The following is a 14,148-nucleotide window of genomic DNA, read 5'->3' as shown; positions in this document are numbered from 1 at the left end:
GTCCGGTCGTCGTCCCCCATCATCGTCCGGACAACTCCTCGTACAGACTCGTAAAGCGGTCGGCGGCCGTCTCGCCCGTCTCGCGTTCGACGTCCACGACGAACCCGTCGGGAGTGAGTTCGACCGTGACGCGGTGGAGGCGGGCGGCGTACACCTCGTAGTGGTGTCCGTCGGGGTCGAGTCGCTGCTGGCCCTCCAGCAGGTCGCGTTCCCGGAGACGTTCGATGCGGCGGTATATCGTCGAGGGGGAGGCGTCGCACGCCTCGCTGAGCGCGTCGGCCGAGCGGGGCTCCTCGCACGTCTCGACCAGAATCTCCCGCGCGTACCGGTCGTCGAGGAGGCTCACGAGTTCCTCCTCGGCGTCGCCGTCTCCCTCGACCATCGCTTCGAGCTTTCCTGTCATTCGACAAAAAATACTGCGCATCGGGCACGGCGGCTCGTCGGGGGGCGCGAGCGTCGGGCGCGGTCGGTGACTGGCGGTCCACACGGCTCCACGTTCCGGACGACGCTTCCGCCGGACCCGGCGTAATACCGTTCGCGGACTTTCCGAGGCGGCGACTCTACCGAACGCTTATGCCGCCGCGCACGAGTGTCACCGGTGAATCATGTCGAGTGACGCTCGACTCCCAACGCCCTCCCCCTGGCCGACAGGCTCCCTCCGGTCGGCCGCCGCCGCACCGCTCCGCCCGCAGACGTATCGCAACCTGCTGTACCTCTCGCTCGCGTTTCCGCTCGGGCTGACCTACTTCGTCTTCCTCGCCGTCGGGTTCGGCGTCGGCGTGAGCCTCGCGTTCGTCGTCGTCGGGATTCCCCTCCTCGTCGCCGTCCTCGCCGTCGCCCTCGGTCTGGCGTCGGTCGAACGGAAGCTGGCGACGCTGCTGCTCGGCGTCTCCGTCACCCCGCCGGCGCGCCCGACTCCGACTCGCTCGTCGAGCGAACGAAGCGGCTCGTCGTCGGCCTGCGGACGTGGAAGGCCGTCGCCTACCTCGCCAGCAAACTCGTCTTCGGCGTCGTCTCCTTCACCGCCATCACGTCGCTGCTCGTGACGGCCGTCTCGCTGCTCGCCGTCCCGTTCGTCTACGACCGACCGGGCGTCTACGTCGGACTACTCGCCTCCGAACCGGCCGTCTTCCGCCCCGAGATGTTCCTCGGCTGGGACGGCGCCCTCGTCGGCGTCCGCGCCGCCTTCAGCCTCACCTCGTGGCAGGTGACGACGCTCGCGGAGGCGACGGCCGTCGCGGGCTTCGGCGTCGTCCTCGCCGTCGTCACGCTGAACCTCCTGAACGGCCTCGCGTGGCTCTCGGGCCGGTACACGGTGTGGCTCCTCGGCGGCGAGCGCGACGACGCGTCGGACGCGGCCGCCGCCTGAGCGGCCGTCACCAGTCGTCGCCGGCAAACCCCTCTCGCCGTATCGACTCGTGTCGCGCGTCGGTCCGCGCCAGCGACATCAACACCTCCTGCGCGACGAGTTCCGCGTCGTCGCCGGGGCGGCACCGCTCGTACGCGCCGTCGGCGGTCATCCGCCACCGCTTGCGGTTGTCGGCCAGAAGGGTCTGCAGCACCACGTCGAGTTCGTGCTGGAGTTCCGGGCTCTCGACGGGGACGACGGCCTCCACCCGCCGGTCGAGGTTGCGCGTCATCCAGTCCGCGGAGCCGATGTAGTACTCCGGTTCGCCCCCGCCTCCGCTCTCGTCGCCGTCTCCGCTCTCGTCGCCGTCTCCGTTCCCGCCTCCGGCGTCGTCGTCGTCCGTCGAGGCCGGCGCACCCCGCGCGTCTCGAAGTAGAAGACGCGCGAGTGTTCGAGGAAGCGACCGACGACGCTGGAGACGGTGACCGTCTCGGAGAGTCCCTCGACGCCGGGTCGGAGGCGGCAGATGCCGCGCACCACGAGGTCGATTTCGACGCCCGCTCGCGACGCCTCGTACAGTTCGCGGACTATCTCGGGGTCCTCCAGCGAGTTCATCTTGGCGACGATGCGGGCGTCTGCCCCCGCGCGGGCGTTCGTCGCCTCGCGGCGAATCAGGCGCACGAGCTCGTTTCGGAGGTTCTCCGGCGCGACGAGCAGCGTCCGGTAGTCGGTGTGGCGGGCGTGCCCGGTGAAGAAGTTGAACAGGTTCACCAGGTCGCGCCCGACGCTCCGGTCGGCGGTGAGCAGTCCGAGGTCGGTGTACGTCTTCGCCGTCTCGGAGTGGTAGTTGCCGGTTGCGACGTGCGAGTAGAGGCGGACCCCGTCGTCCTCCTCGCGGACGACCAGCGCCGTCTTCGCGTGCGTCTTCAGCCCGACGGTGCCGTAGGCGACGTGGATGCCCTCCTCCTCCAGTCGGCGGACCCACCGGAGGTTGTTCTCCTCGTCGAACCGCGCCTTCAACTCGACCATCACCGCCACCTGCTTGCCGCGGGCGGCGGCGTCGATGAGCGTCCGGACGACGCTGGAGTCGGGTGCAGTGCGGTAGATGGTCATCTTGATGGCGAGGACGTCCGGGTCCCGGGCCGCCGCGGAGAGGAACGTCTGCACGGTGCCCGAAAAGGAGTGGTACGGGTGGTGGACGAGGACGTCGCCGGCCCGAATCTCCGCGAACAGCGACGCCGGGTCGTCGGCCGCGTGGTCGGCCAGTCGGGGGTGCGGTTGCGGCGTCCACGACGGCAGTCGCAGGTCCGGCCTGTCGAGGTCCGCGAGGCGGAAGCAGAAGCGGTAGTCTATCGGCCCGTCGCGTTCGTACACCTCCGCCTCGTCGACGCCGAGGTGTTCGACCAACAGGTCGCGGACGAACGCCGGCGTGTCGGCGTCGAGTTCGAGGCGGACGACGGTGGCGAACCGTCGCTGTCTGAGGACGTCCTCGATGGCCTCGATGAGGCCCTCGGCCACCTCCTCGTTGCGCCGCACCTCGGCGTTGCGCGTCACCCGAAACAGCGACGTGCCGACCACCTCCACGTTCGGGAACACGAGGTCGAGGTTCGCGCGGACGACGTCTTCGAGGAGGACGAACCGCTCGCCCGCCTCGCCGGTAGGTCCCTCCCCGGCCACGCCGCCGACGTCGACGAGTCGGGGTCGGTTCGGCGGCACCTTCACCCGGGAGAATCGCAGGTCGTCGTCCTCATCCTCGCGCGTGAGGACGGCCACCGAGAGGCTGAGGTTCGAGACGAACGGGAACGACGCCGTCGGGTCGAACGTCAGCGGCGTCAGCGTCGGGAGGACGGACGCCTCGAAGTACGACCGGAGGCGGTCGCGTTCGGCCGCCGTCAGGTCGTCGTAGTCGAGGATGCGGACGCCCGCGTCGGCGAGGGCGGGGCGGACGGCTTCGCGGTAGCAGCGCTCCTGTCCGGCGAACAGGTCGTCCGCCCGCGAGAGGACGGCCGACCACTGCGCCCGCGGCGTCCGCCCGTCAGGCGAGGGCTCCGTCACGCCGGCGGCGATCTGCTGTTTGAGGCCGCCGACGCGCTTCATGAAGAACTCGTCGAGGTTGCCGGTGAGGATGGCGAGGAACTTCGCGCGTTCGAGCGGCGGGTTCTCCTCGTCGAGCGCTTCGTGGAGGACGCGGTGGTGAAAAGAGAGTTCGCTCAGTTCGCGGTTGAGATACCACGCGGCGTCGCTCACGTGCGCGTCCTCGAACGACGCCGGGGCGTCGGGCGCGATAGCCGGCGTCTTGGCGGCGGCGTCTCCCGACGCCGGTTCCTCCGAATCCATGGACGGAGAGTGTTCGCCGAGTGACTTTACGGGTTCGCCGCCCGCTCAGCGGTTCGCCGTCACTGCATCGGGGCGACGGCGGGGCGGACCCACTTCGCGCCGCCCGCTCCTGCACCGTCTCCTCGGGCGACACGGTGACGAACTCGTCGTCGTGCCAGTCGTAGGCGGTGAGTTCGTTGCCGTAGACACAGCCGGTGTCGAGGCCGACGGCGTGGCGGCGGTAGACGGGCGCGGCCAGCGGCGTGTGGCCGAAGAAGACGCGGTGGGGTCCCTCGTGAACCTCCCACCAGTAGGGCTCGCCGTCCGCGCCGTCGAGTTCGCGGCAGTTCTCTAACTCGTCGACGGAGTGGTCGGCCAGCGGTTTCCGCGGGTCCACGCCGCCGTGGACGACGAGGGTGTCCGCCCACGAGATGGCGACGGGGAGGTCCCGAATCCACGCCATCTGGTCGTCGGTGAGTTCGTCGAGTTCCTTCGTCCCGCGGATGAGTTTCTCCTCGTTGTTGCCGCGGACGGTGAACATGTTCTCGGCCTCGCGGACCAGCGACACCACGCCCGCGCTGTCGGGTCCCTTGCGGACCAGGTCGCCGACGAAGACGACCAGGTCGTCGTCGGTGACGCCGAGTTTCTCGAGCATGCGCTCCAGTTCGGACCGGCAGCCGTGCACGTCGCCGACGACGTAGACGCCGTCCCAGTCGTCCACGTCGAGTCGCCGGTGTGGTACGTCCGCGTCGAACCCTGGCTCACTCATCGTTCCTCTGACGGGAGGATACGGAGTCAATAAACCGTTGCTAGGAGGCGCTGTGTGTTCTATATAGTCACGAGAGAGGGACGCACGACCGGTCCGACGGCCCGCCGAGAGCGCCGCGTTCGGCGGACGGAGACGGGGTCCGCAACCTCTTTCATTCGCTCGCGCCAACGACGGGCCATGAGCATCGGACCCCTCGACGAGGAGACGGTCGAGAACTACCGAGAGGCCGGGCAGGTCCTCCGGCAGGTTCTCGACGAGACGGCCGAGATGGTGGAACCGGGCGTGACGCACCTCGAAGTCGCCGAGTACGCCGAAGAGCGAATCTACGAACTCGCCGACGGCTGTGCCTTCCCGACCAACATCAGCGTGAACGAGGAGGCGTCCCACGCCACCCCGGGCCGCGACGACGACACGGAGTTCGGCGAGGACATGGTCTGTCTGGACTGCGGCGTCCACGTCGACGGCTACATCGCCGACGCCGCGGTGACGGTGGACCTCTCGGGCAACGCCGAACTGAAGGAGGCGGCCGAGGAGGCACTCGACGCCGCCCTCGACGCCGTCGCCCCCGGCGTCCAGACGGGCGCGTCGGCGCGGAGATAGAGGACGTGATTCGAGGCTACGGCTACACGCCGGTCCTCAACCTCTCGGGGCACGGCGTCGAGCAGTGGGACGCTCACACGGGCCCGAACGTCCCGAACCGCGGCACCGAACGCGGCGTCGAGTTCGAAGTCGGCGACGTGGTGGCCATCGAACCGTTCGCGACGACGGGGTCGGGGAAGGTCACCGAGGGGTCCAAAGAGGAGATTTACAGCCTCGAACGCGACCGGTCGGTGCGCAACCGCGCGGCGCGAGAGGTCCTCGAACAGGTCACCGAGGAGTACCGGACGCTCCCGTTCGCCGCCCGGTGGCTGGACTCCTCGCGCGCGGACATCGCCGTCCAGCGACTGAAACAGCAGGGCGTCCTGCACGGCTACCCCGTCCTGAAGGAGGACGACGGCGAACTCGTGAGTCAGGCCGAACACACCGTCGTCGTCACCGAGGACGGCTGCGAGATACTCACCGAGTAGGGCGGCCGGTCCTCACCCGCCGTTCATCCGAACCGACTCCTCGGCCCCGCAGACGGTGCAGACGGAGACGCGGTAGGGTTCCCGAGAGAACGGCGCGGTGGTCGGGTCTCCGCTCTCCGTCACGAGTTCGACGCCGACGCGGTGCGGCGTGTCGCGCCCGCAGTCGCGGCACAGTTCGACGAACTCGGAGGGGTCGGGTTTCGTACTCATCGACACCTCTACGCCGCAATCTGGTATGAACGTATTCGACAGCGACGCGAACGGTCTTCGAACGCTTCGGGTCGTCCGCCGGGTCCGGATAGCCGGGTCTATACGCCGGCACTCCCGGATGAGAGACATGGACCAGATATTCGCCCCGTGGCGCATCGAGTGGGTCGAACGCGACGGCGACGGCGACGGCGACTGTCCGTTCTGCGCCCTCCCCGACGCCGCCGACGACAGGGCGAACCGAATCGTCGCGCGGAGCGACCGCTCGTTCGTCCTCCTCAACAACTACCCGTACAACCCCGGCCACGCGATGGTCATCCCCTACCGCCACGCCGGGTCGTGGGGCGACCTGACCGACGCGGAACTGCTCGACCACGCGAAACTGAGGCGCGGACGCTGGAGGCCCTCGACGCCGCCCTCGGCCCCGACGGGGCCAACGCGGGCGAGAATCTCGGCGGCGGCGCCGCAGGCGGGTCCATCGACGACCACCTGCACACGCACGTCGTCCCGCGGTGGAACGGCGACACGAACTTCATGCCCGTCGTCGGCGACACGAAGGTCATCGTCGAGGCGTTGGACGACACGTACGACCGCCTCCACGAGGCGTTCGCGGCGCAGGACGGTGCCCACGCGGACGGCGACGACGACGCCGTCGCGTTCGACTTCGGGACGGGCGACGACTGAGCGCCCGGCCCGGACGCCCGACGGCGGCGTCGCCGTCATAGCAAACGTAATGCGTGTCCCTCGGCAATGGCCGGTGATGAGCGGCGACCGAAGCAGGGTGATGCGCCGGGTGGGGTTCGTCATCCTCGCGGTGAACGTCGGACTCGCCCTCGCGAAGGCCGGCGTCTGGTGGTCGACGGGGAGCCTCGCCGTCGGGTCCGAAGCCGTCAACAGCGCCGCCGACGCCGTCTACAGCATCATCGTCCTCGCGGGCCTGTACCTGACGACGCAACCGCCCGACTTCGAACACCCGCACGGCCACGAGCGAATCGAACCGTTCGTCTCCCTGTTCGTCGCCGTCGGCGTCTTCGCGGCCGGCGCGGGCGTCCTGTGGAACGCGACCACCTCCGTCCTGAACGGGACGTACGGGCGCACCGCCGGGACGGCGGGCGTCGCCGTCCTCGTCGTCTCCGCCGTCGTGAAGTACGGCCTCTACCGCTACTGCCTCCGCATCGGCGAGCGAACCCACTCGCCCGCCATCGTCGCCACCGCCCTCGACAACCGCAACGACATCCTCACCGCCGGTGCGGCCCTCGTCGGCGTCCTCGGCGCGAGTTACGGCGTCCCCATCCTCGACCCCATCGCCGCGGGCGTCGTCTCCTTGGGCATCGTCTACACGGGCTACGAAATCGTCCGCGACAACGTGAACTACCTCTCGGCGCGGCGCCGCCGGACGACCTGACGGCGGAGATTCTCGAACGCGCACTCGAACACCCCGAGGTGCGGGGCGCACACGACGTGGTCGCCCACTACGTCGGCCCGGAGATAGACGTGAGCCTCCACATCGAGGTGGAGGGCGACATGACGCTGTTCGAGGCGCACGACATCGAGTCGGCGGTGGTCGAGTCGATACGCGACTTGCCCGAGGTGGACGACGTGTTCGTCCACGTCGACCCGAAGGAACTCGGCGAGTGGAAGGAGGACGACCGGACGACGCGCCTGTTCGAGCGACGCGCCCGCGAGAAGTAGCTACAGTTTCCCGGCGATGGCGAGTCGCACCCACCCGAGGAAGGGGACGCGGACCTGCGCCTTCGCGCGGACCCACTCGGGCGCGACGGGCGGCGCGAGTCCGGTCGCCTGGTCGTACCGCGCCACGTCGTCGCCCTTCGTGATGTAGCCCGCGTTCGGCGCCGGGCAGTTCGTCAGTTCCGCACAGCTATCGACGCCCGCACCGATGGCGTCGGGGTCGGCCCTGTCGTACCAGTCTCGCCGGCATCGACGCGGAACTGCGCGCGGTGGATTATCGGCGACCCCGTCCTGCCGGGCGGCATGTAGACGACGACGTCGCCCCCGTCGGAGAAGCGGGTGTACCCCTCCGCCGCCGCGCGGGTGACGATGCCGTGTTCGTCCGCCGCCCCGCCGGCGTAGCGGTTCGTGTCGGAGACGAGCACCATGTCGCCGGTGTCGATGTGCGGTTCCATGCTGCCGCTCTCGACGGCGACCATCGGGGGCCAGATGCCCGTCACCGCGAACAGCACCGCGCCGACGAGGGCGACGGCGGCGACGGTCTGGAGGACGTCGCGGACGTACAGGGGGAGGCGGGGACCGGAGTCGTCGGCCATCACCGACTGTGAGCGAAGCACCGACAAAAGGTCGGCGGTCGGGATGCCAACGGTCTTGTCCCGCGGCCGCGTCGGCCCGCGCATGGACGACGACTACGAACTCGTCCGGTCGGTCCCCGACGCGGAGACGTTCTGCGCCCTCCGCGAGGCGGCCGGCATGTCGCCCCGGAGCCTCGACGGCGCCCGCCGCGGCCTGCCGAACACGCTGTTCGGAGTGCGCGTCGAGTACGAGGGCGGGGCCGAGACGGACCCGGACGCGAGGGACGGACCCCGCGAGGTGGTGGGGATGGCCCGCGTCGTCGGCGACGGGGGCACCGTCTACCAGATAACCGACATGGCGGTCCACCCCGACCACCAGGGCCGAGGGCTGGGGAGCGCGATGATGGACGAACTCGTCGCCTACCTCGACCGGGAGGCCCCCGAACACGCCTACGTGAACCTCTTCGCCGACGTGGACGGCTTCTACGAACGCTGGGGATTCGCGGAGACGGCGCCCGAATCGGTGGGGATGTACCGCCGGTTCGACGGCGACGAGCCGTGACGCTCGGGCGACGGGACCGTAGCTATATCGGGCCGGCGTCCCACACCACGGGTATGTCCGACGACAGCCGCATCCACCTGGACGACGCGGAGGTACACCTCGCGACGGACGTCGACGGCGTCGACTCGCCGTACACCGGCGGCATCTGCATCCTCCCGAGCGGGTTCGTGGAACTGCACGACGTCGACACTTACCTGCCGCCGCACGCCGTCGCGTACGTGACCGACGAGTGACTGCACCCCGACGTGTCTGTCGGGACCTCGGTTCGGGGTGAAAGCCGCTCTCCCTCGTCTTCGGAGTCGGGTCGGTCGCGCTGTATGGTTGGTGCGCTACCGACAGCCGGAGGTCAGGGCTGGAGGAGCGTGTGCATCTTTCGGAACGTGTGCTGGCCGGCGATGCCGTCGGCGGCCAACCCGTGGTTTCGTTGCCACGCCCGTAGCTTTCGCTCGGTCTCCGGCCCGAACAGCCCGTCCTGCCGCGCTCCGATTACGCCCTGAAGCCTGCGCACGTCGTCTCCCCGACTCCCCGACCGGAGCGTCCGGTTGATGATCGCGTTAGCGGAGAGGGTCGACTGTATCCTCCGGTGCGTCTGTGGGCCGGCGATGCCGTCGGCGGCCAACCCGTGGTTTCGTTGCCACGCCCGTAGCTTCCGCTCGGTCTCCGGCCCGAACAGCCCGTCCTGTCGCGCTCCGATTACGCCCTGAAGCCGACGGACGTCCGCGCCCTCGCTCCCGGTCTCGAGACGTCGATAGATGCTCGGATTACCACCACGGAGTCTGTTGATCGCGCGGATCGTGTTCGGGCCCGCGACCCCGTCGGGGTGGAGCCCCATTCCCTGCTGCCAGGATTTCAGCGCAGCGCTGGTCTGAGGGCCAAACCGACCGTCTTGCTGGACACCGAGGAATCGCTGTAATCGGCGAACGTCGGCTCCCTGACTCCCGACTCGAAGTGTCCGGTGGACTTTCGGAGGTTCACGGTCGTGCCGGCGAATCGCTCGATGCGTCCCGGCGTCTACGATTCCGGTCGCGGCTAAGCCCTGCTGTCGCTGGAAACGCTTCACCGAGGACTTCGTGAAGGGTCCGTACTTCCCATCCGGCTTCACGCGGAGGAACTTCTGGAGTTGCTCGACGTCCTCTCCACGGTCCCCGTACCGAAGCGTTCGATACACTCGGGACGACTCGTTCGGTCCCGGAATCTCCTCACACTCCTGCGGGTTGTATTTTAGATATTCCAACGAGTGGAACGTCGTGGGATAGGACCCACCGAGGGGGACGTTTCCACCGGACCCGGGTTTAGTCAGCCGAACGCCCCCTCCCCAGGAGAATTCGACATCGTTCTTCGTCCCACAGACGCGACCGCCGCGTGGCAGGAGCTTTTCGCCCACTTTGCGATAGAGCGCTCGACGGTCCGCCTCTTCGACCGGGAGGGTACTCGATGCACACCTGACGATGTCGATTCGGGCGTGGTCGGCAAACACGTCGAACGGCCCGTCGATCTCGTCGAGCTTTCCTTCGGTGACGAAGTCGTCGCCGAGGGAGAATACGCCACCGGCGTAGCCGTGTGCCACGATCGTCATATCGGATATCTTTCCGTTCTCTCGAATCTGGTCCGGTTTCGACAACTCCCGAAGCTTCTCACGGAGGTCGTCGAACCCACCGGTCTTCTCGGTGGGGAGGAATCGAGAACCCAGAGGCGCGGCGTTCGCGATTGCTTTCTTCGCGGCCTGTCGAAGCGTCCCCTCGATCGAACTGTCGAGTACGTAAAACCGCTGCTTTGCTGAGGTCATGATGTTCACTCGTCGAAACGACGTATAGATGTAACACAGTTGAGAGTATGTACGCGTCGCTCGTTCTCCTGGTGTCGGAACGACCACAGAAGCGATATAGAGTACCGCGACAGGACCCGAGAGCGGTTCGCGGCCGAGGTGTCGACACAGACACCGGTACGTGCGATGATGTGTCACTCGACTCGCAGCCGAGGCAAAGTTTAATATTTGTTCTAATGTTGTCACTTCTTATGAGTACTCTCGGTTTCACCCACTCGGCCTTAGACGAGAAGTTGCAATGGATGCTCGACGCACCGTTCTTCATCGACGACACGCAACTCAACGCATTCTACGATGCGGTCCTCCAGCCCCAGGTGTCGAGAGAGGAGTCGATACACATCGAGATTACGGAGGAGACGGCGCGGAACCTCGGTACGAACCTGGACATCGACGTCAATCCCCTGGCGCTCGCTGGGAGCCTGGCCAACGTACTCGGCCCGTTCAACGTCAAGGCGAGCGGGGGGTTCGGGTTCAGTCGAGACAGTAGCCAGACCGAGACGAAGACGATCGATCTGCAACCGATCGAGACGCCGCAACGGCAGTTGATCCAGTTGACGACGCAGTATCTGGTGAACCACTCCGACCGGATATTCTTCGTCGACGACGCGAAGCAGGACCGAGACTGGTTCGACCCCGCAGAGATCGAACGGGTGCCTCGGGAGGTCGTGTTCCTCGATCTCCCCTCCGAAGAGAGGGCGAAGGCGAAGAACACTCCGAAGACGAAGCTCATCCCGATGGCCGTCGAGTTCGCCGACGGCACGATCGAGACCCTCTACGACAAACTGGGAGCGAAACGACGGGGCGATTCGTGGGCGCCCTACATCCAGAACTTCTCCCCGGAGGAAGCCGTCGAGGTCCTCGAAGAGGCCGCCGAGGGGAAGGGCCGAATCGAGTGGATCAACTTCCGCGTCCCCCTCGACGAGGACATCACGGCCAGAGTCCACTTCGAACCCCGGGGCGCGTACAACAACGGTACGTTCGCGTACAACCTGATCTATCTCGGCTACAAACACGGCCTCCGCCTCGTCGGAACCGTCAACCGGGAACCGGACATCCGGGTGCTGGCCGGCTACAGAAAGTGAGTACGTCGCTCCACCCGAGTTTTGTTTCCGTTCGTCCGCTCCGACCGAGCGGGACTCCCTACTCAGCACGGCTCTCGAAATCGACCGTCCGTCGAGTTTCGACGAGACCCGTCGTCTCGCGGATCTACACCGGCTTCCCGAACGCGTACACCGTCTGGTGACCCGTCACCTCGACGTCGAGGAAGTCGCCGGGTTCGACGCCGTGTTCGGAGGCGTTCTGCACGATAATCTGCCGGTAGGCGTCGTCGCGGCACTTCACGGAGTCGCCGGTGCCCTCCTGGACGACCATCACCCGTCGCGTCTCGCCGACCATCGACTCGTACGCCTCGGCGACGACGTCCATCTTCAACTCGGACATCGCCTTCGAGCGCTCCTTCTTCACCGTCCCGCCGAGGCCCTTCATCTCGGCGGCGTCGGTGCCGGGGCGCTTCGAGAAGCGCGTGACGTTCACCTTCTCGGGGCGCACCTCGCGGAAGAGCGCCATGCTCTGCTCGTGGTCCGCCTCCGTCTCGGTGGGGAAGCCGACGATGAAGTCCGTCGAGAGCGTCCAGTAGTCGAGTCGCTCGTCGAACGTCTCCACGATCTCGACGAACTTGTCCACGCGGTGCTGTCGGCGCATGTCCGCCAGCACGGTGTCGGACCCCGACTGGACGGGCAGGTGGATGAAGTTGTAGAGTTCGTCGTGTTCGGCGAACACGTCGGCCAACTCCTCGTGGATGCCGTGGACGCCGCCGGGGTTCGCCATCCCGAGGCGGACGCGGAACTCGCCGTCTATCTCCGAGCAGATGCGGTCGAGCAGTTCGGGGAGCTTCCTGTCCCCGTCGTCCCAGCCGTACACGCCCGTGTCCTGCCCGGTGATGCGAATCTCCTTCGCGCCGGCGTGGACGAGCGCCCGCGCCTTCTCGACGTTCTCCTCGACGGGCGGCGAGTCCACGCGCCCGGTGGCGAACTTCGTGATGCAGTACGAGCAGTTCGACATACAGCCGCGGGCGATGGGGAGGATGCCGACGACGCCGTCCAGCACGGGTTCGGTGTCCGGCCCCGGGGTGGGGCACTCGCCGTTCGTCACCGCACTCGGCACGTCGTCCCAGTGGAGTATCTGGGCGTCCACGTCCTCCTCGCGGAACTCCTCTCCCTGCGCCAGCGCCATACAGCCCGTGACGATGAGGTCGGCCGTCTCTTCTTCCAGCTCTTTGGCCCGTCGGAGCATGTTGCGCTCCGTCTTCTCGACGACCGTACAGGTGTTCATGATGGCGACGTCGGCTTCCTCGGGCCCCTCGACGCGGTAGTGGCCGGCATCGCGGAGCGCGCTCTCGATGGCGCGGCTCTCACCGCGGTTGGAGGTGCAGCCGTACGTCTCGATGTGATATCGGGCCATTCGGTCGTTCTGAGGTCTCTCCTGCGCGGCCAAAAGGCCGACGGTTGGGGGCGACGGGCGGCGTCGGACGCCCGAGGCGACGGTGACGGCGTCGGCGACGCACGGAAACGCTCATGCCCCCCGACTGTCACGAACGAGTCGATGCCCTCCACCACGTCCAGACGGCGCTTCCTCGCGGCGTTCGGCGCGGCCGCCGCGTCGTCGCTCGCCGGTTGCGTCGACAGCGTCGACGAACTCGACGGCGACGTCGGCGACGGTCGAAATCGCTGCGCGATTTCCGAGCACACCAGAACTCGGAGAGTTCTGGGGACGGCGCGCCCGTCCCCGAGGACGCGACGACCGACTGGCCGTACCCGCGGTTCGACGCGCAGGGGACGGCGTACAATCCCAACCCCGTCGGCCCGACGGCGAAGCCGTCCGTCCGGTGGTCTGTCGAGGGCGGGTGGCCCACCGGCCGCGTCGCCGTTGTCGGCGACACGGCGTACGTCCCGACGGCCGACGCCCTCCTCGCTCTCGACACCGCCTCCGGCGACGAACGCTGGCGCGTCGGCCCGCGCGAGGATACACCGGAGAACTACGGGTCGCCGCGGTTCACCTCGCCCGCCGTCGTCACGCACGAGGCGGACGACAGGTCTGGCGACGGGCAGGGGGAGAGCGCTAGAACCGTCTACGTGGGGACGGCCGACCGCCGCGGCCTCCTCGCACTCGACGCCGCCACCGGCGACGAACGCTGGCGCTGGAATCCCGGTGCCTCGACCAGCGACGTGCGCGCTCCGCCCGTGCCGACGTACGACGCCGATGGCATCGCCGTCGGCACGGACGAGGGTCTCGTCGCCGTCCTCGACCCCGAGACGGGGGCGGAGCGCTGGCGCTTCGAGGTGTACGGCGCGGTGTCGGCGCTGGCGCACTCGTTCACCACGCTGACCGTCGGGACGACGGGCGGCGAGGTGTACACCCTCTACGACGGCCGCGGGTTCTGGCGACGCAAAGTCGGCGGCGCGGTGGAGTCGCTGGTCGCCGACGAGTCGGGCGACGTGTACGTCGGGACGTTCGGTGGCGGCGCGTACCGCCTCGCCGGCGGCCTGCACGCCGGGCGGACCCGCTGGCGGGCCGCCGACGCGGCGAGCATTCGACTGGCCCTCGCCGATGGCGTCGTCGTCGGCGGCGACGGCGCGCGGGCGACCGGACTCCGCTCGCGGACCGGCGACCGGCGCTGGCGGGTCGAGGGGAGTTTCGAGGCGCCGCCCGCGGCGTCGGGATCGGTCGGCTACCTCGCCGGCGACGACGTGGTGGCCGTGACCCTCGACGGCGGGGTCGGCCTCGGCGACGC

General features: G+C 68.2%; 8 protein-coding genes and 7 pseudogenes. 8 read left to right on the top strand and 7 right to left on the bottom strand.

What is annotated here, in order from left to right; genetic code table 11:
* Positions 1–19: 19 nt before the first annotated feature.
* Complete coding sequence (locus GJ632_RS11480) at positions 20–403, bottom strand: winged helix-turn-helix domain-containing protein (RefSeq protein ID WP_231751507.1); 384 nt, start codon at positions 401–403, stop codon at positions 20–22.
* A gap of 202 nt (positions 404–605) precedes the next feature.
* Between GJ632_RS11480 and GJ632_RS25915 the strand changes: the two are divergent.
* Positions 606–1,369 (top strand): annotated as a pseudogene (locus GJ632_RS25915) (sensor domain-containing protein).
* A gap of 7 nt (positions 1,370–1,376) precedes the next feature.
* On the opposite strand, the pseudogene ppk1 reads toward GJ632_RS25915, so the two are convergent.
* Together ppk1 and GJ632_RS11465 are read right to left on the bottom strand one after the other, a co-directional pair.
* Positions 1,377–3,685: pseudogene (gene ppk1 / locus GJ632_RS11470) on the bottom strand (polyphosphate kinase 1).
* Between the two features lie 70 nt (positions 3,686–3,755).
* Positions 3,756–4,433: pseudogene (locus GJ632_RS11465) on the bottom strand (metallophosphoesterase family protein); the annotation flags it as partial.
* Positions 4,434–4,610: 177 nt separating this feature from the next.
* On the opposite strand from GJ632_RS11465, the pseudogene map reads away from it, so the two are divergent.
* Positions 4,611–5,500 (top strand): annotated as a pseudogene (gene map, locus GJ632_RS11460) (type II methionyl aminopeptidase).
* A gap of 12 nt (positions 5,501–5,512) precedes the next feature.
* Here the strand turns inward: map and GJ632_RS11455 are convergent.
* Positions 5,513–5,710, bottom strand: coding sequence for a hypothetical protein (locus GJ632_RS11455; RefSeq protein ID WP_191452975.1), 198 nt, complete (start codon positions 5,708–5,710; stop codon positions 5,513–5,515).
* A gap of 127 nt (positions 5,711–5,837) precedes the next feature.
* Here GJ632_RS11455 and GJ632_RS11450 point away from each other — a divergent pair.
* Together GJ632_RS11450 and GJ632_RS11445 are read left to right on the top strand one after the other, a co-directional pair.
* Positions 5,838–6,391: pseudogene (locus GJ632_RS11450) on the top strand (HIT family protein).
* 76 nt (positions 6,392–6,467) lie between these two features.
* A pseudogene (locus tag GJ632_RS11445) lies at positions 6,468–7,399 on the top strand (cation diffusion facilitator family transporter).
* Here GJ632_RS11445 and GJ632_RS11440 read toward each other — a convergent pair.
* Positions 7,400–7,992 (bottom strand): annotated as a pseudogene (locus GJ632_RS11440) (S26 family signal peptidase).
* Positions 7,993–8,074: 82 nt separating this feature from the next.
* Between GJ632_RS11440 and GJ632_RS11435 the strand changes: the two are divergent.
* Positions 8,075–8,533 carry a GNAT family N-acetyltransferase gene (locus GJ632_RS11435; RefSeq protein WP_191452974.1) on the top strand — a complete coding sequence of 153 codons (459 nt, stop codon included), beginning with the start codon at positions 8,075–8,077 and terminating at the stop codon, positions 8,531–8,533.
* A 53-nt stretch (positions 8,534–8,586) separates the two neighbouring features.
* Entirely contained in the window at positions 8,587–8,766 is a 180-nt protein-coding gene (locus tag GJ632_RS11430; protein WP_191452973.1) for a hypothetical protein, read from the top strand.
* Positions 8,767–8,879: 113 nt separating this feature from the next.
* On the opposite strand, the gene GJ632_RS11425 is transcribed toward GJ632_RS11430, so the two are convergent.
* Positions 8,880–10,319 carry a peptidoglycan-binding protein gene (locus GJ632_RS11425; RefSeq protein ID WP_191452972.1) on the bottom strand — a complete coding sequence of 480 codons (1,440 nt, stop codon included), beginning with the start codon at positions 10,317–10,319 and terminating at the stop codon, positions 8,880–8,882.
* A gap of 47 nt (positions 10,320–10,366) precedes the next feature.
* On the opposite strand from GJ632_RS11425, the gene GJ632_RS11420 reads away from it, so the two are divergent.
* Positions 10,367–11,440 (top strand): hypothetical protein, encoded by a 1,074-nt coding sequence (locus GJ632_RS11420; protein ID WP_191452971.1) that lies wholly within the window; start codon positions 10,367–10,369, stop codon positions 11,438–11,440.
* A gap of 124 nt (positions 11,441–11,564) precedes the next feature.
* On the opposite strand, the gene GJ632_RS11415 is transcribed toward GJ632_RS11420, so the two are convergent.
* The gene (locus tag GJ632_RS11415; protein WP_089808168.1) at positions 11,565–12,818 is read right to left on the bottom strand and encodes a tRNA (N(6)-L-threonylcarbamoyladenosine(37)-C(2))-methylthiotransferase; all 1,254 of its coding nucleotides are present in this window, start codon (positions 12,816–12,818) and stop codon (positions 11,565–11,567) included.
* A gap of 113 nt (positions 12,819–12,931) precedes the next feature.
* On the opposite strand from GJ632_RS11415, the gene GJ632_RS11410 reads away from it, so the two are divergent.
* A partial coding sequence (locus GJ632_RS11410) for a PQQ-binding-like beta-propeller repeat protein (protein WP_191452970.1) occupies positions 12,932–14,148 on the top strand: 1,217 nt, incomplete at its 3' end.

This window comes from Halogeometricum sp. CBA1124, assembly GCF_009741955.1.
In the GTDB taxonomy this organism is placed as follows: Archaea; Halobacteriota; Halobacteria; order Halobacteriales; family Haloferacaceae; genus Halogeometricum; species Halogeometricum rufum.
Note: the sequence above shows the minus strand (reverse complement) of the source record. Positions and strands in the feature narration are given on the sequence as shown.

Bases quoted from the DNA above. Each gene is read 5' to 3' on its own strand.
- GJ632_RS11480 (WP_231751507.1), bottom strand. From the start codon at position 403: ATGACAGGAAAGCTCGAAGCGATGGTCGAGGGAGACGGCGACGCCGAG.
- GJ632_RS11435 (WP_191452974.1), top strand. From the start codon at position 8,075: ATGGACGACGACTACGAACTCGTCCGGTCGGTCCCCGACGCGGAGACG.
- GJ632_RS11425 (WP_191452972.1), bottom strand. From the start codon at position 10,319: ATGACCTCAGCAAAGCAGCGGTTTTACGTACTCGACAGTTCGATCGAG.
- GJ632_RS11415 (WP_089808168.1), bottom strand. From the start codon at position 12,818: ATGGCCCGATATCACATCGAGACGTACGGCTGCACCTCCAACCGCGGT.
- GJ632_RS11430 (WP_191452973.1), top strand. From the start codon at position 8,587: ATGTCCGACGACAGCCGCATCCACCTGGACGACGCGGAGGTACACCTC.
- GJ632_RS11420 (WP_191452971.1), top strand. From the start codon at position 10,367: ATGTACGCGTCGCTCGTTCTCCTGGTGTCGGAACGACCACAGAAGCGA.
- GJ632_RS11455 (WP_191452975.1), bottom strand. From the start codon at position 5,710: ATGAGTACGAAACCCGACCCCTCCGAGTTCGTCGAACTGTGCCGCGAC.